This window comes from Pantoea sp. GL120224-02 (genome assembly GCF_900215395.1).
GTDB lineage: Bacteria > Pseudomonadota > Gammaproteobacteria > Enterobacterales > Enterobacteriaceae > Pantoea > Pantoea communis.
In genome coordinates this window covers 97,878-118,345 of sequence record NZ_OBEC01000005.1, presented here as the reverse complement: position 1 = coordinate 118,345, position 20,468 = coordinate 97,878, and the positions used below count along the sequence as shown (strand labels likewise).

Sequence of the window (20,468 nt, the reverse complement as noted above, 5' to 3'; positions counted from 1 at the left end):
ATGCTAATCTGCCGATCTGTATTCTTATTCCAATGGGCGTGAAGCATGTCAGCGAGCTTATTACGAGGCGTACTCGATCAGATTCAATCTCAGGCGCAACAAGTCACAGGCGCGATATCTCCGCGCGATAACACCCCTTCCTTCTCAGATAAGTTATTGCACAGTATCAATGAGATAAATAAAACCCAGCTGGATGCCAAAACCAAAACGCAGCAGTGGATGTCAGGCAGCAGCGATCTTGGCCTTAACGATGTGATGCTGGCGATGCAGAAATCCTCTATTTCATTTAGCTTTGGCATGCAGGCTAAAAATAAAATGATTGCTGCGTATCAGGAAGTGATGAATACGCCGGTATAAGGCTTGATGGCAATGCATGAAAATAACACCACAGCTGCGCGCTTATTACCCGGCTCGCTGTCATTAACCGATATTGAATTAATTCGCCTGGGAAAACTGATTTATCAGCGCGCCGGCATTGTGGTAAATACACAAAAAAAAGAGATGATATTTAACCGTCTCTCACGCCGGGTGCGCGAACTCAAACTGAACACCTTTACCGCTTATGCCGACCTGCTCGAATCCCACCCTGAGCAGCCGGAGTGGCAGATTTTTATCAATGCCATGACCACCAATCTCACGTCGTTTTTCCGGGAAGCGCATCATTTCCCGATTCTGGCGGAACATGCACGCCAGCGTCCGAAAGATTATCGCGTGTGGTGTACCGCCGCCTCGACCGGTGAAGAACCCTGTTCAATCGCCATCACGCTGGATCAGGTTTTGGGCAGCGGATTACGCGTCTGGGCGTCTGATATTGATACCGATGTGCTGGCCAAAGCGCAGGCGGGAATCTATCGCTTTAGCGACATTCAAATGCTGAATCAGACGCAGAAACGCCTCTATTTTCTGCGCGGCAGTGGTCACAGTCGCGAGTACGTCAAAGTGAAACCCGCGCTGTTGGCGAACATCCATTATCAACAGATCAATCTGCTGGCGGACAGCTGGCCGCTGCCACAGCCGTTTGATGCCATCTTCTGTCGCAACGTGATGATCTATTTTGATTTTCCTACCCAGCTGCGGCTGCTTGAGCGCTTCGCTCGTCTGCTTAAACCCGGCGGTTTGCTGTTTGTTGGCCACTCTGAACACTTCTCCCAGCCCACGCTGCCTCTACAGTTGCGCGGGCAATCAGTGTACGAACGGATGGAGGTTGCACCTTGAAGCGGATACGCGTGATGGCGGTGGATGATTCCACCTTAATGCGCAATATGCTCAGCGCCATCGTCAATCAGCAGGCCGATATGGAGATGGTGGCTACGGCACCCGATCCGCTGATCGCCCGTGACCTGATTAAACAACTCAACCCGGATGTGCTGACGCTGGATATTGATATGCCGCGCATGGACGGGCTGGAGTTTCTGAGCCGACTGATGCGGCTGCGGCCCATGCCAGTGATCATGATCTCCAGCATGACCACGCGCGGATCCAGCGCCACGCTCAATGCATTGGAACAGGGCGCGGTGGATTTTATCCCTAAACCCGGTAACCAGATGCCCGGCGATCTGGCGGCATGGGGCGCGCTGCTGGCAGACAAAATTCGTGGAGCCGCCAAAGCCAATCCCAATCGCTATCGGCTCAACGCTGCCTCCGGTGCGCTACTGGCTGGCATCAAGACCGATGCCTCGCAAATTATCGCCATTGGTTCGTCTACAGGCGGCACCGAAGCGCTGCGCCGGGTGCTGACACAGATGCCGTTAAGCAGTCCCGGCATCGTCATCGCCCAACATATGCCAGCCGGTTTTACCCGCTCCTTCGCCCAACGCATGGACTCACTGTGCCAGATTTCGGTACGTGAAGCCGAACACGGTGAACCGCTGTTGCCGGGCAATGCCCTGATTGCGCCGGGCGATCGTCATCTGGAGATCGTGCGCCTCAGCCGGGGTTACGAAGTGCAGATCAGCGACAACGCGCCGGTCAATCGCCATCGCCCGTCGGTGGATGTGCTTTTCCATTCCGTGGCGCAGCAGGCAGGCAAACTCGCCAGCGCTGCCATCCTCACCGGTATGGGCAACGATGGCGCACGCGGCCTGCTAACGCTGCGGCAGGCCGGTGCCTGGACGCTGGCGCAGGACGAAGCCAGTTGTGTGGTGTTCGGCATGCCGCGCGAAGCCATTGCGCTGAACGGTGCCTGTGAGGTGGTGGATTTGGATCAGGTCGGCCAGCGTTTACTCGACGGTTTCAGCAACAACCTACAACGCAAATAAATGGATTAACCGGTTCAGGAGAACATTGAGATGTCAGATAAAAACCTGCGTTTTCTGGTGGTAGATGACTTTGCCACTATGCGACGCATCGTGCGTAACCTGCTGCAGGACCTCGGCTATCAAAATATTGAAGAGGCGGAGGATGGTCAGGATGCGCTGAATAAACTGCGTGCCGCCACGTTCGATTTCGTGGTCAGCGACTGGAATATGCCCAATCTCGACGGGCTGGAACTATTGAAGGCCATTCGCAGCGATGCCGCCATGGCCAAACTACCGGTGCTGATGGTCACGGCCGAAGCCAAGCGCGAGAACATCATTGCCGCCGCACAGGCGGGCGCGAACGGCTATATCGTCAAGCCCTTCACGGCTGCCACGCTGGAAGAGAAGCTCGGCAAAATCTTTGAAAAACTGGGGTAATCAGCATGAACTCACCCACGGATATGCCGAGTGAAAACCCGAAAGATCTGTTTATACGTATCGGGCATCTCACACGCCTGCTGCGTAACAGCATGGCTAATCTGGGTCTGGAGCAGACCATCTTCGAGGTGGCCGATGCGTTTCCCAATACGCGTGACCGCCTGCGGTACGTGGTGAGTAAAACCTCGCAGGCGGCCGATCGCGCCCTGACCAGCGTCGAGGCCGCGCGCCCGCTACAGCTGGCTTTGAGCGATGACGCCAGCGCACTGAGCGATCGCTGGGATCGCTGGTTTGCCGATCCGCAACCGCTGGATCAGGCGCGCGAGCTGGTGCACGACACCCGCGCTTATCTGCAAAGGGTGCCTGATTTAACCCAACAGACCAATGACGAACTCACCGAGATCATGATGGCGCAGGATTTTCAGGATCTCACCGGCCAGGTGCTGAACAGCCTGATGCAGGTGATCGATACCGTGGAGCGCGAGCTGATAAGCGTGTTAGTCGAGAACATGGGCGATCGTGATGCGCCTGAGGATCCGAGCGAAGTGCAGTTGAAGAACGGGCCGCAAGTCGATCCCCACGCTCAGGGGATCGCCGCTTCACAAGAGCAGGTGGATGATCTGCTGGACTCGCTGGGTTTCTGATGCGTCATGGCTGAAGAGAGCGACAACGAGAAGACCGAGGATCCCACACCCGAACGCATTAAAAAGTCACGGGAAGAGGGACAGGTTCCGCGATCGCGCGAACTGACCACGCTGGCCATGCTGCTGGTGGGTTGGGGATTGATGGCGATCGGTGGCAGTCAGCTGGCGCGAAAGCTGCAGCAGTTGATGCACAACGGACTGGCGTTTGATCGCCTGCTGGTGCGCGATCCGCAGCATATGCTGGATCAGGCCGCATCCTTACTGGGGATCGCTATGCTGGCGCTGTTGCCGCTGGTCGGCGGGTTGTATCTCACCGCGCTGACGGCGCCGGCAATCATCGGTGGCCTCAACCTCAGCGGCAAGGCGATCAAGTTCAATCCCAAAAAGCTCAACCCGCTGTCGGGCCTCAAACGTCTGTTCTCTTCACAGATGCTGTCCGAGATGGTGAAAGCGATCCTTAAAGTCTTACTGGCGGCGACCGGCGGCGGTCTGTTCCTGATGCTGAATAAAAGCCAGTTGGTCGCGTTGATGTTTGAACCCCTCAACATGGCGCTTAACGATATCAGTCAGTTACTGATGCTGTGCATGCTGATCATCATCCTGTCGCTGATCCCGATGGTGATTTTCGATGTGGTGTATCAGCTGTGGAGCAACTGGAAAAAGCTGCGTATGAGCCGTCAGGACGTGAAAGATGAGTTCAAAAAACAGGAAGGCGATCCGCTGCTGAAAGGCCGTATTCGCCAGTTGCAGCGCCAGATGGCGCAGCAACGACAAATGGCTGCCGTGCCTGACGCCGATGTGGTGGTGAATAACCCAACGCACTACTCGGTGGCGCTCAAATATCAGGAAGGCAGCATGGGCGCGCCGGTGGTGGTGGCGAAAGGCAGCGGCCTGATTGCCCTGCGCATCCGCGAACTCGCCGCTGAGAACCGCATCCCGATGCTGGATGCTCCACCACTGGCACGCGCCTTGTATCGCCATTGCGAGACCGGCGCCCCCGTGCCAACCGAACTGTATAACGCCGTGGCGGAAGTGCTGGCGTGGGTTTACGGCCTGCGCCGCTGGCGCAAAGGCTACGGCAACCCACCGTCACGCCCGATGAATTTGCCGGTCCCGGAAAAACTGGATTTTGCCCAAGAGAGTGAGAGTGATGGCTAATATCGCCACAAAATTACGTTTGCCGACGCTGAAAGAGACACAGTGGCAGGTGCTGGCCGGGCCGGTGTTGATCATGACCATCCTCGCGATGATGATCCTGCCGCTGCCGACCTTCGTGCTGGATCTGCTGTTTACCTTCAATATCGTACTGTCGATCATGATCCTGCTGGTGGCGATGTTTACGCAGAAGACGCTGGAGTTCTCGGCGTTTCCCACCGTGCTGCTGTTCTCCACCCTGCTGCGCCTGGCGCTGAATGTCGCCTCGACGCGCGTGATTCTGATGCAAGGCCACACCGGCTCAGATGCGGCGGGCCAGGTGGTGGAAGCCTTTGGTCATTTCCTGGTGGGCGGCAATTTCGCCATTGGCATTATCGTTTTTATCATATTGATTATTATTAACTTTATGGTGATTACCAAAGGCGCCGGACGTATCGCTGAAGTCGGCGCGCGTTTCACACTGGATGGCATGCCCGGCAAACAGATGGCGATCGACGCCGATCTCAACGCCGGTTTGATCGGCGAAGACGAAGCCAAGCGCCGTCGCAAAGAGGTGACGCAGGAAGCGGACTTTTACGGCTCAATGGACGGTGCCAGTAAATTTGTGCGCGGCGATGCGATTGCCGGACTGATGATCATGGCGATCAACATCATCGGTGGCCTGATCATCGGCATAATGCAGCATGACATGACCATGGGCGTGGCGGGTGAGACTTATACGCTGTTGACCATTGGCGATGGCCTGGTGGCACAGATTCCAGGGCTGGTGATCTCCACCGCAGCGGGCGTGGTCGTCACGCGCGTGGTCAACGATCAGGATGTGGGCGAGCAGATGGTGGGCCAGCTATTTACCTCTCCGCGCGTGCTGACGCTGGCCGCCGTGGTGATTGGCTTGCTCGGGTTGATTCCCGGCATGCCGAACATCGTTTTCCTGCTGTTTACCGCCCTGTTGCTCGGATTAGCCTGGTGGCTGCGCGGCCGCGCCCTGCAGCAACCGGCAGCCGGTGCTTCGCCCGTGACGCGGGCAGAGAGCGAGGCTGCGCAGGTCAACGAAGCGAGCTGGGCTGATGTTCAGCTGGAAGATGAGCTTGGACTGGAAGTCGGTTATCGCCTGATCCCGATGGTCGATCATGAGCAGCAAGGCCAGTTGCTGACGCGCGTGCGCGGTATCCGCAAAAAATTCGCCCAGCAGATGGGCTTCTTACCCCCTGCAGTGCATATCCGTGACAACCTTGATTTGCCGCCAACTCGCTATCGCATTTTGCTCAAAGGCGTTGAGATCGGCCACGGCGAGATCCAGCCCGACCGCTGGATGGCGATCGATCCCGGCTGCGCCGAAGGTGAGATTCCCGGCACGCCGTGCATCGAGCCCACCTTTGGCCTGCCCGCGTTGTGGATCGACGAGGTGCAGCGCGAACTGGCGCAAACGCTGGGCTATACCGTGGTCGACCCGAGTTCCGTGGTCGCCACCCATCTTAATCATCTGATCTCGACCCATACCGAAGAGCTATTTGGCCGTCAGGAAGCGCAGCAGTTGCTGGACCAGCTCAGCAAACATGCTCCGAAACTGGTGGAGGATCTGATCCCCGCCGTCATCAGCCTGACCTTGCTGCACAAGGTGTTGCAGAACCTGTTGGCAGAGCGCGTGCCGATCCGCGATATGCGCACTATTATCGACACGCTGGCGGAGTTTGCTACGGCCAGCAGCGATGCCGATGAACTTACTGCCCGCGTGCGAGCACGTCTGGCGCGCGCCATTACACAGCAGTGGTTCCCCGGCGAGGAGGACATTCAGGTCATTGGGCTGGATGTGTCACTGGAGCAGCTGCTGGTACAGGCCACGCAAAGCGGCAGCGCCATTGAGCCGGGCATTGCCGAGAGCCTGATGAAACAGACCGAACAAGCGCTGATGCATCAGGAAGGATTAGGTGCGCCGCCGGTGCTGCTGGTGAATCCGGCGCTGCGCCTGATGCTGTCGCGCTATCTGCGCCGCATGTTCCCGCAGATGGCGGTGCTCTCAAGCCAGGAGATCAGCAGCCAGCGCAACGTGCGGATGACGTGGCTGATTGGGGGGAAAAGCTGATGCGGAGTTGGATGTGGGTTGGGCTGCTATTATTCTCGCCGCTGGCGCTGGCTGCGGAAGGATCATGGAGCAGCCAGAGCTTTGGCGGCGTGATCACTCATGGTAAGCAAGTGTTTAAAAGCCGTCCGGTACAACCCGCCGTACTGCTTCCTGCGGGCGCGATGGCCAGGCATCTGGCATGGCGTATAACTGTCGATGGGCCCGTACCAATGGGGTTCCAGGTGCAGCTCTGCGGTGGCGGTCGCTGCGTGAGGCTGCCGGGATTGCGTGGAGAGATGGCCCTGCCGCTTGGCTTCCCGGCTGGCGGACCGTTGTGGTTTGAGTATTTTTCAGCGGTGCGCGGCACGATAGCGCCAGCGGTAACGGTGTTGAGTAATCAGGTGACGGTGGGGTATTGGGTGCGGTGAAATCGATGCTAACTATCTGAGTAAAATAATTTAAATCATCTGAGATATTACTGTTTAAGGCTCATACCTTCCATATGAATCAACAATATAAGAAACATTGAGTTATATGTTTTCGTTACAGGATTATTGAAGATTTTTTCGTTTAGAGGGAGTGTGTATTAGTGAATTTCAGACACAAAAAAAGCCGCTCGTAAGCGACTTAATTTTGCATCAATCGATGGTGCCGAAGGTCGGACTCGAACCGACATGTATCTCTACGGTTGATTTTGAATCAACTGCGTCTACCGATTTCGCCACTTCGGCACTGAAGAGGATGCGGAAAACGTTGGCGATTATACCGTTACGCGCGGAGTGCGCAACACTAATCGACAGCGCTTTGCGCTAAGCGTTGAAAAAACCAGCACTTCGCCGCTTATCAGGCGCAAACCCGGCAGCACGAGTGCCCTTTCGGCGCTTTCCTGTTCAGATTCCAGAACATTCCCAAACTCCCGCCACTTCGGAACTTTCCGTGCTTACACCTCTCTTAACCAAAACTGACAGCGTCAGATGTATAAAACTAAGAGGTTGAGATGAACAAAGCACCACAACGCATCATTTTGGGATTGGGTATCGCGGCAGCACTGACAGCAGGAAGTGCATCGGCAGCGAGTTGGCAGGATCAGTTGAGCAGCGCGGCATCGCAGCTGTCTCAGCAAAACAGCGGCTCTACCACCTCCAGCAGCACGCAGAACGGCAGTCTGTCGCTCTCTTCGCTGAGCGGTTTACTGAATGGCGGTGACAAAGCCGTTAGCTCTAACAGCATGACTAATGCCGCAGGCGTGATGTCCTACTGCGTGCAGCACAACGTAGTGGATAACAATGTGTCCTCGGTGAAGGATCAAGTGCTGAGCAAGCTCGGCCTGAGCAGCCCTGCCGCCCAAGAGCAGAAAACCGATTATCAGCAGGGCCTGCAAGGTTTGCTGAATACCGGCAACGGTCAGCAGCTGAATTTGCAGAGTCTGAGCAACTCGCCAATGGGTGAGAAAGTGAAGACCAAAGCCTGTGACGTGGTGCTGAAACAAGGCAAAAAATACATCGGCATGTAATTCCCGCCCTACTTCGGGTTGCAGGTGCGTTGGCGGCTTTCGTTCCCCCGCATCGCTTACTGAGTAAGTGCATCGGGCGTCTCTCGATAGCCGCCGTTCTGCATCCGGAATGATAGTGGGTGAAGTAACCATGAATAAGACGCGAGCTGTCCCTCGCGTCTTATTTACTATTGATGGGGAGCGCAATAAATTGCGCCGCTAGGGCCATTAATCCATCAGCTCATCAACCCGTTAGTTTCTTCTACCACCCTGCCCAGCACATCCACCGCCTGCTCAAACGATCGAATATTGGTGTAACCGATCACCAGCCCGTAGCGTTTTTGGGTTTGTGTATACCAGCCAGAAAGCGGTAACACCCGCAGCTGATGACGCTGCCAAATCTCCGCCAGTGCCACATCCTGAATACCTCGCCGCAGGAAGGCCACGATATGCATGCCACCATCAGTGAGTTCAAAGTCAAACAGCTGCGGGAAACAGTGCTGTAGCGCATCCAGCATCATGCGGCGGCGCTGCTGGTAGAGAATCCGCATCTTCTTGATATGGCGATAGAAGTGTCCATCACTGAGGAATTGCGCGAGGATTTTCTGCGGTAGCAACGGCAAACCGGTTTCGAGGATTTCACCCAGCTCGCGGAAGCGTTCAATGGTCTGCTGCGGCATCACCAGATAACCCACGCGCATCGCGGGCATCATGGTTTTGCTGAAAGTGCCGGTATAGATCACCCGATCGTGCACATCCAGGCTTTTTAGCGCCGGGATCACTTTGCGCGTGTAGTGAAACTCGCCATCGTAATCATCCTCAATGATCCAGCTGCTATTCTGCTGCGCCCACTCCAGCAATTGATGCTTGCGGGGTAATGATAACGTCACCGCAAGCGGGCTCTGATGGGTTGGCGTGACGACCGCGAAGCGTGCGTCTGAGTGATAACGCAGGAGGAAATCCACGTCGAGACCTTCACGATCCACCGGTACATAGTGCAGATTCGGTGCGATGCGCTTTAACAGTTTCTGCCCAAAGAAATAGCCCGGATCTTCAAACAGCACTTTGTCGTGAGGATGGGCCAGCACGGCCAGGATGAGGCGCAGGTTGGCGCGATAACCGGTGGTGATAAAAATCTGCTCCGGCTGGCAGTTGAGCCCGCGCGAAATATTGAGATAGCTGGCAATCGCCTCACGCAATGGCTGGTAGCCCATGATGGCGGGCATGATCATTTCATCGGGCCGCAACGTTCGCGCCGCCTTTCCGGAGATCAGCAGCCACTTCTTGTGCGGGAACTCATCCAGTGCCGGAATACCCAGCCGCAGCTCGCCTTTACTTTCAATCACCGGATGTTCCAGCTGCGTGGAAGGTGGCGCAGTGGAGATAACAGCAGCTCCACCAAGATTGAGCGCAGGGTTCACGCGTGTTCCCTTCGCGCCCTGGCTGACAAAGTATCCCTCTCCAATGAGGATCTCATAGGCGGCCTCCACGGTTTTACGCGCAACCTGTAGCTCACTGGCTAACACGCGGATCGCGGGCACCCGGTCGCCCGGCTTTAAGCGCCCTTCCAGGATCTGCTGGCGATAGCGAGCATAAATTTCTTTGTAACCCATCTGTCTTCCTTCATCACGATGAGGTGCACATGAATGCGTCCCTGAAGAATGAGCGCACGACACAGCAGCATAAACATGTCCTACCTATTTTCTCCTATATTGACCCTTCTTCCTTCGACATAGAAGTTTAAGATGTCCCCATCAACCCGACAACCGCTTGCAGGCTGCTATGAAGATTGTTCACTACCAAACGCCCACCGAGTTGGCCTGCTGCTATGCATTGATGCGCGAACTGCGTTTCAAACTGAAGGATGAAGCTGCGTTTGTGGCGCAGGCACAGCGTCAGCAATTACAGGGCTATCAGCTAGCGGGTATCGAACAGGGTGGTAAACCGGTGGCGCTGGCAGGCTATCGACTGCTGGAAAACTTTATTCATGGCCGTTTTTGCTACATCGATGATTTGGTGACCTGCACCAGCACTCGCAGCCAGGGTTTGGGAGCCGCGCTACTGCACGGTCTGGCGCAGCAAGCACGGGAACAAGGCTGTGGCCGCATCGTGCTCGACACCGCGCTGAGCAATCAACGGGCACAACAATTTTATCAACGCGTCGGTTACCACGCGTTGGGACTGCATTTTTATCGCGATCTCGCTGAGGGAGAAAATTCATGAAACTGCTGCATATTCAGGTCAGCCCGGATCTGGCCGGTTCGGCCTCACGTAACGCCTCGGCGCGTTTGGTGGAGAAGCTTCGCGCCCAGCATAGCGATCTCGAAGAGACAGTACTGGATCTGGCGCAGCACCCGTTGCCACACCTGGATGCCTCCACCATTGGCGCGTTCTTTACCCGCCCGGAGGATCGTAACGATGCACAGCGTGCTGCCATTCAGACTTCCGAAAAAATGGTGGATCAGCTGTTCGCCTGCGACACCCTGGTTATCTCGTCGCCGATGTGGAACCTCGGTTTGCCGTCGGTGCTGAAAGCCTGGTTCGACCATATCACCCGCGCCGGACGCACCTTCGCCTTTACCCCGGAAGGCACCAAAGTCGGTCTGGTGAGCGGCAAGAAGGTGTACAGCGTGGTCGCCAGCGGCAGCGTGTTTGCCCACGGCCCGTTTGTGCAGGATGACCAGTTCACGCCTTACATCCGCGTGGCACTGGAATACATCGGCATCACCGATGTGGAATTTATCCGCGTGGACGGTACGCACGATCCCGTCAGCCGCGACACCGCATTACCCCAGGCTCTGCAAGCTATTGACCGCTTATTTTGAATGAGGAAAATATCATGACTTCACGCGTTAACCATTTTAAAACCGCGCCAGCACTGGCCAAATCCATGTCTGATTTCTCTAACACCGTGGCGAATACCGCGCTGGAGAAGTCACTGAAACACTTGATCGATATCCGTGCTTCGCAGCTCAATCACTGTGCCTTCTGCTTCGATATGCATGTGAAGCAGGCGAAAATTGATGGCGAGCGTGAACTGCGTCTGCATCACGTTTCTATCTGGCGTGAATCTCCACTGTTCAGCGCTCGCGAGAAAGTCGCTTTTGCCCTGACCGAAGCGCTGACCCGCATTGGTGAACACGGCGTGGATGAAGCGCTGTACGGTGAAGTGCGTGAACATTTCTCTGAAGGCGAAATCAGTGAGCTGACTTTTAAGATTGCCGCCATCAACACCTGGAATCGCCTGATGATTTTGTCACAGATGGCACCGGGTGCGCTCGACAGCGCTTACGGGCTGGATCGTGCTGATTTGCGTTAATTTTTATCGCCAGTAGCCTGTGCTGCTGGCGTTGTCATGTTCATCTGCGCTGCCTGACGCTATAGTGAGATTTTGCACCACACAGGACAGCGCGCATGAAAGGCATCAATATTGCGATTTACTTCGATCCCGACCTGATTCACATCAGCGTTCACCAGCAGGATGACAGCTATCTCAGCCACCACTTCAGCTACGATGACAGCGTCATTGAAGAGATCTATCAGTGGCTGGAGCAGTTTACGCCTAATCGCACCCACATTTGCCTGATTGAGCACGATACTGCCGACATCCTCGCCGATGAGCTGGTCGATAACGGCTATCACGTCCATCAGGTGACGCAGCACGATCTCCTGAACTGGTTTGCCAGCGAGCCTCCTGCAGAACCCGATGGTTCGCCAGTGCGTGCCCTGCTGCGCTATCTTGAAAACGAAAACCCGTCTGAATATCAGTCTCGCACCCCACAGATCGAAGCCTTAATGGATATGCTGGATGAGTTGGACGATCTGGAAGGCGTGGATGAAGTCGAAGATGAAGACAACCTGCCGGATGACGTACTGCGTATGATGAAGCAGAAGAAAATCACCGCCAACCAAGCCGCAGAGCGTTTGCTGCCCGACGTCAATGAACGCATTCGCGAACACCTGATAAGCTACCCTGAGCTGATGACGCCCGAGCTGCTGGAAGATTTCTTCCCGGAGTTGCTGGAAGCGTTAGAAACGCCAAAACATTGATGCATTTTGCAAACGCGCGCTAAATCGTGCCGCGACGCGCCTCTACGGTGTGTCGCGATGCCATTGGAACTCGGGGAAAACCATGCTGGAACTGTTTAAAGCCATCGGGCTGGGATTGGTGGTGCTGTTGCCGCTGGCTAACCCGCTGACCACGGTGGCGCTGTTTCTCGGTCTTGCGGGAGACATGAATTTCCAGGAACGCAATCGCCAGGCCATGCAGGCTTCGATCTACGTGTTCCTGATTATGATGGTGGCGTGGTACGCCGGGAATGCGGTGCTGCACACCTTCGGCATCTCGATCCCTGGCCTGCGTATGGCAGGGGGATTGATCGTCGCCTTTATCGGTTTTCGCATGCTGTTTCCGGCGAAACCCGTCGGTCACTCCGTTGAAGCCCGGCATAAACAGGATGAAATCGACGCCACCGATGCGAATCGTGAATCGGTAAATATCGCCTTCGTGCCGCTGGCGATGCCCAGTACGGCAGGCCCGGGCACTATTGCGATGATCATCAGTTCGGCTTCCACCGTAAAAGCGGGTGTCGATTTTCCTAACTGGGTGGTGAACGTGGCGCCGGTGCTGACCTTCTTGTCGGTCGCTGTGATTTTGTGGATTTCGCTGCGCAGTTCGGGCGCCATCATGAAGCTGGTCGGTAAAGGCGGGATTGAGGCAATTTCGCGGTTGATGGGCTTTTTGCTGGTGTGTATGGGCGTACAGTTTTTGATTAACGGCGTGTTAGAAGTGGTACGGACTTTCCATTGAAGAGGGTGCGGCCCGAAGGCCGCACCCGATTTACTCTGCTTTCAACGTCTTGCGCACATCCGCAACCTGATCTTTGGTCACGGCTGGGGCATTGTTACTCCAGCCCTGACGGATAAAGGTCGCCAGCTGCGCCACTTCATCATCCGTCAAACGCTTGCCAAAGCCCGGCATCGCGAGGGTTGACGGCGCCTTCTCGGTCGATGGCTGCTGCGCACCGGCGAGAATGGTGTGGATCAAGCCGGTAGGATCGTTGGCATTCACAATCGTGGCCTGATCCAGCTCCGGGAAGATACCTGGCGCGCCTTTACCGGTCACGAAGTGACAGGCACCGCAGTTATCGATGTACAGACGCTCACCTTCCGTCAGGTTTTTCGCTGCGGTCAGTTTGGCTTCCGTCGCCTGCTGCTTCTGCACGTTGTACGCCTGCAGCGGTGGATTGCCGCCGATAAATTTCAGGTACGAGGCAATGGCTTTCAGATCGGCATCCGTCATGTGCGAGCTGGAGTGCTCAATCACTGACTTCATCTCACCGCCTACCGCCGCTTTATCGTTACGACCGGTTTGCAGGTAATCGACGATCTCCTGCTCACTCCAGCGCGGTAAGCCACGCAGCGACGGCACATCCCAGTTGTTCAGGCTACCACCGGCGAGGAACTTGTCGTCACCGCTGTCGAGCGCTTTCTCGTTCATGCCGAGACCGCGTGGCGTATGGCACGAGCCACAGTGACCGAGGCTTTCCACGATGTAAGCACCGCGATTCACTTCTTCAGATGCGCCGCCAATCGGCTGGAACGGCTTATCAGAAGTGAATGCCCAGTTCCAGAAGCGCATGCCCCAGCGCTGGCTGAACGGGAAGCTGAGTTTGGTCTCTTCCGGCTGCTCACTGCTTGGCTTCACGCCCTTCATGAAGTAGACATACAGCGCATGCATGTCTTCATCACTGATTTTGGCGTAATCCGGATATGGCATGGCCGGGTAAAGGCGTGAACCATCCGGCAGCACACCTTTGCGCACCGCATCAGAGAACTGCTGCTCGCTGTAGTTGCCGATGCCGTGCTCTTTGTCCGGCGTGATGTTGGTGGAGAAGATGGTGCCGAGATTCGACTCAATCGCCAGACCACCCGCATAATCCGCTTTGCCCGACACGGTATGGCACGCCATACAGTCGCCAAGACGAGACAGATATTCCCCCTGCTTGATCAGCGCGGCTTCATCTTCCGCATGAGCCTGTACCGCAAAGCTTCCCAGCAGCACGGCGTTAGCGATTAACAATGATTTTAATTTCATGTGCTTATGCCTGTACCAATGGACCTGGGTTTTTCAGATAGTGTTCTTTGATCGCCTGCGCCGCCATCAGGGTAATCGCACCGATGGTATCGGTCGGGTTCGCCTGGAAGTTTTGCGGGAAGGCGTTACCGCCCGGTACAAACACGTTATGCACATCCCAGCTCTGCAGGTACTTGTTCAGCGCAGAAGTTCTTGGGTTATCGCCCATCACCGCGCCGCCCACGTTGTGCGTGGAGACGTATTTAGTGAGGTCGAAATCCGCACCCATCGGCAGGAAGCTCATGCTCATGCTGTCTGGGTTCAGCTCTTTGGCGATATCGCCAACGATGCCTTTCAGATGCTGTTGCAGCTTAAGTTCGTTCTCTTTCCAGTTGAACGTCATACGCAGCAGCGGCTGACCGCGATGGTCGGTGTAGTGCGGATCCAGATCCAGATAGATATCGCGATACGACTGGCAAGTTGTCGTGATGCTGATCTTCATGGAATGGTTGTACCACTCTTCCAGACCCTCTTTGTAACCCATGCCCCAGGCTGGCGTGCCTTTTGGCAGTGCAGCAGCCATTGGCGTACCGGTGGCTTGCGAGCTGTGGATCTTCGCGCCGCCGAGGAAGCCGAGGCCTGGGCCATCGAAGTTGCCTGGTGAGATGTCGTTGAACATCTGGCCGGTGGCGCCTGCGGTGGCGTAGGAGTTGAAGTTCTTATCTTTGAAGAACAGGGTTGCGCCGCCGTTGGACAGGAACGCATAGTTACGACCTACCACACCTTCTTCAGTGATCGGGTTGTACGGTTTGCCGATACCGGACAGCAGCATCAGACGCACGTTGTACAGCTGGAAGCTGGACAGCACGACGATTTTGGCTGGCTGGAACACTTCATTGCCATCTGCATCGAAGTAGAGAACGCCCTTCGCGGTTTTACCATCGTCGTGCAGCACCACTTTGTACACTTCCGCATGCACTTCGTAGGAGAAGTTCGGCAGACGCTTCAGTGCATCCATCACGGCAGTTTGCGGTGAGGCTTTGGAGTAGTTCAGGCACGGGTATTTCGAGCAGTAACCGCAATAGTTACACGGCGCGATCTGGTTGCCGTACGGGTTTTTCCACGCGCGAGATACGCACGCAGATGGGTTCGGGAACGGGTGATAACCCAGCTTGGTGGCAGCTTCTTTGAACATCACGTTGTTCAGCGTGTCTTCCAGCGCTGGTAGCGGATAGGGTTCAGAACGTGGGCCTTCGAACGGATCGCCGCCTTCCAGAATCTGACCGCGCAGGTTGCCGGTGTTACCCGACTGACCGCAAATCAGCTCAAACTTGTAGTAATACGGCTCGATCTCTTCCCACGTGAAGGGGAAATCCATCACGCGCATATCATCCTGCAGCACGCCCGGCTTGTAGGCCTGATCGACGTAAGTTTTCAGTTTGATATCAGTTGGGGTTGGACGAATCAGTACCGCCGTCCAGTGCATACCTGCGCCGCCGACACCGGTACCCGGTGCGAAAGCGCCCCATTTACGGGTTGGCAGTGCGGTCTGGCTCATGTTGTAACGCACGGTCACCGCCACTTCTTTCGGCGTAGCGAACACTTTGTTGCGCACGTTATAGGCGTATTCATCAGCCGGTTTCGGGTAAGCAAAATCCGGGTAGTCACGCTCGCCGCCGCGCTCTAACGCGCGCACTTCCAGCCCGGCCAATGCCAGTTCGATACTCATCAACGAGCCGGCCCAGCCGAGGCCGCAAACGACGACGTCGACTTCTTTCTTTGTAATCTGTGCCATGTTAATCCTGTCTCACATACCAAATACGGGGGTGTCGGCTTATGCGCGCTCACCTAAGAGGCTGACCGGTCCCAGCGGGTACGGCACGTTGTGCTGCTTCACCCATTCGGTGAAGCTGGCGCGTGCGCCTGGGAAACCAATCGCAATCCAGGCTTTCATGCCCTTATTGCCGCCGTACATCGGATCGGCGAGGTAGCCGTGTTTGGTATCTGCCAGTAACTGACCAAAGAACTGCGAGGCTTTCAGGTTCGGTTCACCCATTGCCGGGAAATCGATACCGTCATTTTTGTTGACCTTGGTCAGCACCGCGTCTTTCTCTTCCAACGTCAGTTCATGGAAGGATTTTTTGTAGGTGCTCTGCGTCCACTGTTCCACCAGCTTGATGCCCGTGCGATACAGCTCTTGCGGGGTGTAAGGGATCTGATAACCCATGGTGGCTGGCGCGTGCACGTCGAACGGACCCTGCATGTAAATTTCGCCGCCGAACTCAGGGCTATGGAGTTGCTGATCGATAAAGATCGGCACGTTAGTTTCCAGTGCACCCGGCGCTTTGCCCTTACCACCGGCCGGAATCAGACGATCGGTCGCGGCCAAAATAAACTGCCACTCCTGAGCGCTGAAAAAGATCGGTTTGTAATCGGCGAGTTCCGGTGCTGCCATTTCCGCAGCTTGCGCCGCAGTTAATCCCTTAAATACCAGGTCGCTTAATGGCAAAGCCAATAACGACCCAAGCAAAAACTTACGTCTGGTGGTCGGTTTATTTAGAAGCATGGCGCGACGACTCTCACTTGCTAAGAAAGATAATTATTTTTGTTAATGGCTTTATAAATCGGTAAATAACCTGGCAATCTTAGGGATATAGATATTTCTGAATGTAAGAATCAATGTTCGGATGTGTTTTGATGAGAAACCATCATGATGTTGAATTTAGGTTAATGGCAGGTAAAGGGCTTTCGGAGGGTGAATTGGACTTTTAACCGTACAATTGCTGTGTTTCTAGCAAGTCTGGATGGGCAAATGACCAAAATTGATCGCGCAAGGAAATAATTGCTCAATTCAATCGATAAAAATAAATCATACTTCCATACAAGAGAATTATTCTCATTAATAACATCTTATTTACTTAATTGACCAGTACATGAACGATCTATTTCCTGGAAATGACAGGCGGCGCACAAAATAAGTGAAATAATCGCCGAATGTTATCATTTGTTAATTTCCGGCACAGCTCAGAACAAACCGGCATTTTGCCTGAGCGGCAGCAGCGATAGAGTCAATTTATCTATCACTCAGGAAAACAATAAATGCGTGCATTGATTTTGTTGGTCACTTTATGGAGTAGTGCATTCGCCGTGCAGGCTGCGACGCCGAAAGACACGCTGGTGGTTGCCGTACCGCTGGATGGCATTATCAGCTTCGACCCCGCAGAAAGCTTCGAAACGGTCAGCAACAGCGTACAGCGCAACATCTACCAGACGCTGGTGCAAGCCGACCGCGATACGCCACAGAAACTGGCACCGCTGCTGGCGACATCCTGGCAAAGTGGCAGTACGCCGCACAGCCTGGTATTTAACCTTAAACCAGGTGCCCGCTTCTCCAGCGGCAATGCGGTGACGCCGCAGGATGTGATTTTCTCACTGTCGCGTGCTGTGCAGTTGAACAAAGCACCCTCTTTTATTCTCGCCGAGTTTGGCTGGACCAACGAGAACATCGCCAGCCAATTTAAAGTGCTGAATGATCATCAGCTGGAGATTCAATGGCCCGCGCAGATAGGTCAGGATTTGGCGCTGCGCCTGCTTACCGCACCGGTAGCCTCGGTGGTGGACAGCAAAACCGTGCAACAGCATGCGGTGAATAACGATCTCGGCAATGGCTGGCTGCACACCAACACCGCAGGCAGCGGCGCGTTTACGATTCAGCAGTATGTGCCACAGCAGGCGCTGGTGCTGAGCGCCAACCCGCAAGCTAATCCGCAGCCACACCTAAAGCGTATTTTGCTGAAAGGCGTCGCCGATGCGGGTGCGCGTCGCCTGCTGATTCAGCAAGGCGATGTCGATGTCGCTTATCAACTCGGCCCCGATCAAATCGATGCGCTAAAGAGCAATAAGAACCTGCACATTGCGGCGTTCCCTTCGAGCCTGGTGTATTACCTGGGCTTCAATACGCAGAACAAAGCGCAGCCCGCATTGGGTAATCCGGCCCTATGGGAAGCGGCGCGCTGGTTGGTGGATTACCAGTCCATCTCACATGATTTGCTGAAAGGTCAGTACCGCATTCATCAAAGCTTCCTGCCGCAGGGCTTTGATGGCGCGCTGGAGGACCAACCGTTCCATTATGATGTGGCAAAAGCCAAAGCGATTTTAGCCAAGGGCGGGATTAAACCGGGCAGCAAGTTTGCGCTGACGGTGATCAATCAGCCGCCGTACATTGATGTTGCCCAGGCGCTGCAGGCCAGCTTTGCCAAAGCGGACGTGCAGATTGAGTTGCAGCCGGTGGCGGAATCCGAGCTGTGGAGCAAGATGCGCGGCCGCGATTTCCAGTCGATCTTTATCTACTGGGGCGCGGATTACGTTGACCCGAATACCAATGCCAGCGCCTTTGCTTACAACGTGCCGGGCGGCTCGAAAACATTGGCGTGGCGTGTCGGCTGGGAGATTCCGGAACTCAGCGCCAAAACACGTGCCGCAGCAGGCGAAAGTGATGCCGCCAAACGCCGTGCGCTTTACACCGACCTGCAAAACACCGTGCAGCAGAACTCTCCGTTTGTGGTGATGCTGCAGGGCGCGCAGCAGGTGGCGGTGCGGAACAACGTCAATCATGTGCAGCAAGGGATTGGCGTGAGCTTGCTGTTCTTTGATGTGGTGCAGAAGCAATAGATCCTGTTGATGGGGGGATGGCTTCCCCCATCAACACTTTCAGTACAATCTTCATCCTTCCCCTCGCATCGCTTGCTATTCTTTCTGGCATAACCTGTTGCCTGCGAGTGAAAAAATATGACCACCCCGTTGCTGATTGCTCAAACGCCTGACATCCAGTTATCCCTGCTTTCCAATATGGCGAACCGCCACGGCTTAATCACTGGTGCCACCGGCACCGGTAAAACCGTGACGCTGCAAAAAATCGCCGAGTCCTTCTCCAATATCGGCGTGCCGGTGTTTATGGCCGACGTCAAAGGCGATCTCACTGGCGTGGCGACCGCCGGTGAAGGCTCGGAAAAGTTACTGGCGCGGTTGGAAAAGATTGGCGTGACCGACTGGCAGGCACAGAAAAATCCGGTGATGGTGTGGGATATTTTTGCCGAGAAAGGCCATCCGGTGCGTGCCACCGTTTCCGACCTTGGCCCGCTGTTGCTGGCGCGCTTGCTCAACCTTAATGAGGTGCAATCGGGCGTGCTGCAAATCATCTTCCGCATCGCAGACGATCAAGGGCTGTTGCTGCTGGATTTCAAAGATCTGCGCGCCATGACGCAATACATCGGCGATAACGCTAAATCTTTCCAGACGCAGTACGGCAACATCAACAGCGCCTCGGTGGGGGCGATTCAGCGCGGTTTGCTGGCGCTGGAACAGCAAGGCGCTGAACACTTCTTCGGCGAGCCGATGCTGGATATCCGTGACTGGATGCGTTGTGACAACGAAGGCAAAGGTTTCATCAACATCCTTTCCGCCGAGAAGCTGTATCAAATGCCGAAACTCTATGCCACCAGCTTGCTATGGCTGCTGGCGGAGCTGTACGAGCAGTTGCCCGAAGCGGGCGACCTCGATAAACCGAAAATGGTGTTCTTCTTTGATGAGGCACATCTGCTGTTTACCGATGCGCCGCCGGTGCTGCTGGAGAAAGTGGAGCAGGTGATCCGTCTGATTCGATCCAAAGGCATCGGCGTCTATTTCGTCACGCAGAATCCGTCGGATATCCCTGATAACGTGCTCGGTCAGCTAGGCAATCGCGTGCAACACGCCCTGCGCGCCTTCACGCCGAAAGATCAAAAAGCGGTGAAAAGCGCCGCTGAAACCATGCGCGCCAATCCGGCATTCAATACCGTGGAGGCCATTCAGGCGCTGGGTACTGGCGAGGCGCTGATTTCGTTCCTCGATGAAAAAGGCAGCCCGTCGATGGTGCAGCGCGCCATGGTGATTGCGCCCGGCTCGCGCATGGGGCCAATAACGCAGGATGAGCGCAACGGCCTGATCAATAACTCACCGCTGTACGGAAAATACGACACCGAAGTGGATCGCGAATCCGCGTTTGAGATCCTGCAAAAAGGGGTGCAAGCCGCGCCGCAGCAGGCCGATGCGCCGGAAGCCAAAGGCAATAATGTCGAAGTTGATGATGGCATTCTCGGCGGGTTGAAAGACATTCTGTTTGGCACCACCGGACCGCGCGGCGGCAAGCGCGATGGCGTGGTGCAGAGCGTGGCAAAAAGCGCGGCGCGCCAGGTCACCAACCAAATCATTCGTGGCGTGCTGGGAAGTTTGATGGGCGGCCGTCGTCGATAACACACTGAAAATATTTATCTTCCTCCGCGGCGCTATGTATGGCGCGGGCATTAGCAACGCTGCAGTGACACCT

At 55.4% G+C, this 20,468-nt stretch carries 20 protein-coding genes and 1 tRNA gene; 16 read left to right on the top strand and 5 right to left on the bottom strand.

The window, feature by feature from the left end:
• Nucleotides 1-45 precede the first annotated feature (45 nt).
• The 8 genes from fliE to CRO33_RS11575 are packed head-to-tail and all read left to right on the top strand — an operon-like array spanning nucleotide 46 to nucleotide 6,964.
• Entirely contained in the window at nucleotides 46-357 is a 312-nt protein-coding gene (gene fliE / locus CRO33_RS11610; RefSeq protein WP_097118236.1) for a flagellar hook-basal body complex protein FliE, read from the top strand.
• Nucleotides 358-369: 12 nt separating this feature from the next.
• On the top strand, nucleotides 370-1,215 hold the full coding sequence (locus CRO33_RS11605; RefSeq protein WP_097118401.1) for a CheR family methyltransferase: 846 nt from the start codon (nucleotides 370-372) through the stop codon (nucleotides 1,213-1,215).
• Nucleotides 1,212-2,258, top strand: a complete 1,047-nt coding sequence (locus tag CRO33_RS11600; protein ID WP_097118235.1) for a protein-glutamate methylesterase/protein-glutamine glutaminase — start codon at nucleotides 1,212-1,214, stop codon at nucleotides 2,256-2,258. The genes CRO33_RS11605 and CRO33_RS11600 overlap by 4 nt, the downstream gene beginning before the upstream one ends.
• Before the next feature lie 30 nt (nucleotides 2,259-2,288).
• A complete protein-coding gene (gene cheY, locus CRO33_RS11595) occupies nucleotides 2,289-2,675 on the top strand; it encodes a chemotaxis response regulator CheY (protein WP_034826392.1) in 387 nt (128 codons plus the stop codon).
• 5 nt (nucleotides 2,676-2,680) lie between these two features.
• Entirely contained in the window at nucleotides 2,681-3,319 is a 639-nt protein-coding gene (gene cheZ, locus CRO33_RS11590) for a protein phosphatase CheZ (RefSeq protein WP_034826394.1), read from the top strand.
• A gap of 6 nt (nucleotides 3,320-3,325) precedes the next feature.
• A complete protein-coding gene (flhB, locus tag CRO33_RS11585) occupies nucleotides 3,326-4,477 on the top strand; it encodes a flagellar biosynthesis protein FlhB (RefSeq protein ID WP_097118234.1) in 1,152 nt (383 codons plus the stop codon).
• Nucleotides 4,470-6,557 (top strand): flagellar biosynthesis protein FlhA, encoded by a 2,088-nt coding sequence (gene flhA, locus CRO33_RS11580; RefSeq protein WP_097118233.1) that lies wholly within the window; start codon nucleotides 4,470-4,472, stop codon nucleotides 6,555-6,557. The genes flhB and flhA overlap by 8 nt, the downstream gene beginning before the upstream one ends.
• Nucleotides 6,557-6,964, top strand: coding sequence for a flagellar protein FlhE (locus tag CRO33_RS11575; RefSeq protein ID WP_097118232.1), 408 nt, complete (start codon nucleotides 6,557-6,559; stop codon nucleotides 6,962-6,964). The genes flhA and CRO33_RS11575 overlap by 1 nt, the downstream gene beginning before the upstream one ends.
• Before the next feature lie 218 nt (nucleotides 6,965-7,182).
• On the opposite strand, the gene CRO33_RS11570 is transcribed toward CRO33_RS11575, so the two are convergent.
• A tRNA-Leu gene (locus CRO33_RS11570) sits at nucleotides 7,183-7,267 on the bottom strand.
• A gap of 266 nt (nucleotides 7,268-7,533) precedes the next feature.
• On the opposite strand from CRO33_RS11570, the gene CRO33_RS11565 reads away from it, so the two are divergent.
• Entirely contained in the window at nucleotides 7,534-8,049 is a 516-nt protein-coding gene (locus CRO33_RS11565; RefSeq protein ID WP_097118231.1) for a DUF2501 domain-containing protein, read from the top strand.
• Between the two features lie 215 nt (nucleotides 8,050-8,264).
• On the opposite strand, the gene pdxR is transcribed toward CRO33_RS11565, so the two are convergent.
• On the bottom strand, nucleotides 8,265-9,641 hold the full coding sequence (gene pdxR / locus CRO33_RS11560; protein WP_097118230.1) for a MocR-like pyridoxine biosynthesis transcription factor PdxR: 1,377 nt from the start codon (nucleotides 9,639-9,641) through the stop codon (nucleotides 8,265-8,267).
• 169 nt (nucleotides 9,642-9,810) lie between these two features.
• Here pdxR and CRO33_RS11555 point away from each other — a divergent pair, with 169 nt between their 5' ends.
• From CRO33_RS11555 to CRO33_RS11535, 5 genes are all read left to right on the top strand, one after another.
• The gene (locus tag CRO33_RS11555; RefSeq protein ID WP_097118229.1) at nucleotides 9,811-10,251 is read left to right on the top strand and encodes a GNAT family N-acetyltransferase; all 441 of its coding nucleotides are present in this window, start codon (nucleotides 9,811-9,813) and stop codon (nucleotides 10,249-10,251) included.
• Nucleotides 10,248-10,853 (top strand): FMN-dependent NADH-azoreductase, encoded by a 606-nt coding sequence (locus tag CRO33_RS11550; RefSeq protein WP_097118228.1) that lies wholly within the window; start codon nucleotides 10,248-10,250, stop codon nucleotides 10,851-10,853. Before CRO33_RS11555 ends, CRO33_RS11550 begins: the two co-directional genes overlap by 4 nt.
• Nucleotides 10,854-10,867: 14 nt before the next feature.
• Nucleotides 10,868-11,347, top strand: a complete 480-nt coding sequence (locus CRO33_RS11545) for a carboxymuconolactone decarboxylase family protein (protein ID WP_097118227.1) — start codon at nucleotides 10,868-10,870, stop codon at nucleotides 11,345-11,347.
• 95 nt (nucleotides 11,348-11,442) lie between these two features.
• A complete protein-coding gene (locus CRO33_RS11540; RefSeq protein WP_097118226.1) occupies nucleotides 11,443-12,078 on the top strand; it encodes a hypothetical protein in 636 nt (211 codons plus the stop codon).
• Between the two features lie 82 nt (nucleotides 12,079-12,160).
• A complete protein-coding gene (locus CRO33_RS11535) occupies nucleotides 12,161-12,838 on the top strand; it encodes a MarC family NAAT transporter (RefSeq protein WP_034826427.1) in 678 nt (225 codons plus the stop codon).
• Nucleotides 12,839-12,868: 30 nt separating this feature from the next.
• Here the strand turns inward: CRO33_RS11535 and CRO33_RS11530 are convergent, their stop codons facing one another.
• Genes CRO33_RS11530 through CRO33_RS11520 form a run of 3 tightly spaced genes read right to left on the bottom strand, consistent with a single transcriptional unit; the run spans nucleotide 12,869 to nucleotide 16,670 of the window.
• A complete protein-coding gene (locus tag CRO33_RS11530) occupies nucleotides 12,869-14,125 on the bottom strand; it encodes a c-type cytochrome (protein WP_058959422.1) in 1,257 nt (418 codons plus the stop codon).
• Nucleotides 14,126-14,129: 4 nt separating this feature from the next.
• On the bottom strand, nucleotides 14,130-15,899 hold the full coding sequence (locus tag CRO33_RS11525) for a GMC family oxidoreductase (RefSeq protein ID WP_034826431.1): 1,770 nt from the start codon (nucleotides 15,897-15,899) through the stop codon (nucleotides 14,130-14,132).
• A 39-nt stretch (nucleotides 15,900-15,938) separates the two neighbouring features.
• Nucleotides 15,939-16,670, bottom strand: coding sequence for a gluconate 2-dehydrogenase subunit 3 family protein (locus tag CRO33_RS11520; protein WP_038649342.1), 732 nt, complete (start codon nucleotides 16,668-16,670; stop codon nucleotides 15,939-15,941).
• A 533-nt stretch (nucleotides 16,671-17,203) separates the two neighbouring features.
• On the opposite strand from CRO33_RS11520, the gene CRO33_RS11515 reads away from it, so the two are divergent.
• Both CRO33_RS11515 and CRO33_RS11510 read left to right on the top strand, forming a co-directional pair.
• Nucleotides 17,204-18,775 (top strand): ABC transporter substrate-binding protein, encoded by a 1,572-nt coding sequence (locus tag CRO33_RS11515; protein ID WP_097118225.1) that lies wholly within the window; start codon nucleotides 17,204-17,206, stop codon nucleotides 18,773-18,775.
• Between the two features lie 117 nt (nucleotides 18,776-18,892).
• Complete coding sequence (locus tag CRO33_RS11510; RefSeq protein ID WP_097118224.1) at nucleotides 18,893-20,395, top strand: helicase HerA-like C-terminal domain-containing protein; 1,503 nt, start codon at nucleotides 18,893-18,895, stop codon at nucleotides 20,393-20,395.
• Nucleotides 20,396-20,468 lie beyond the last annotated feature (73 nt).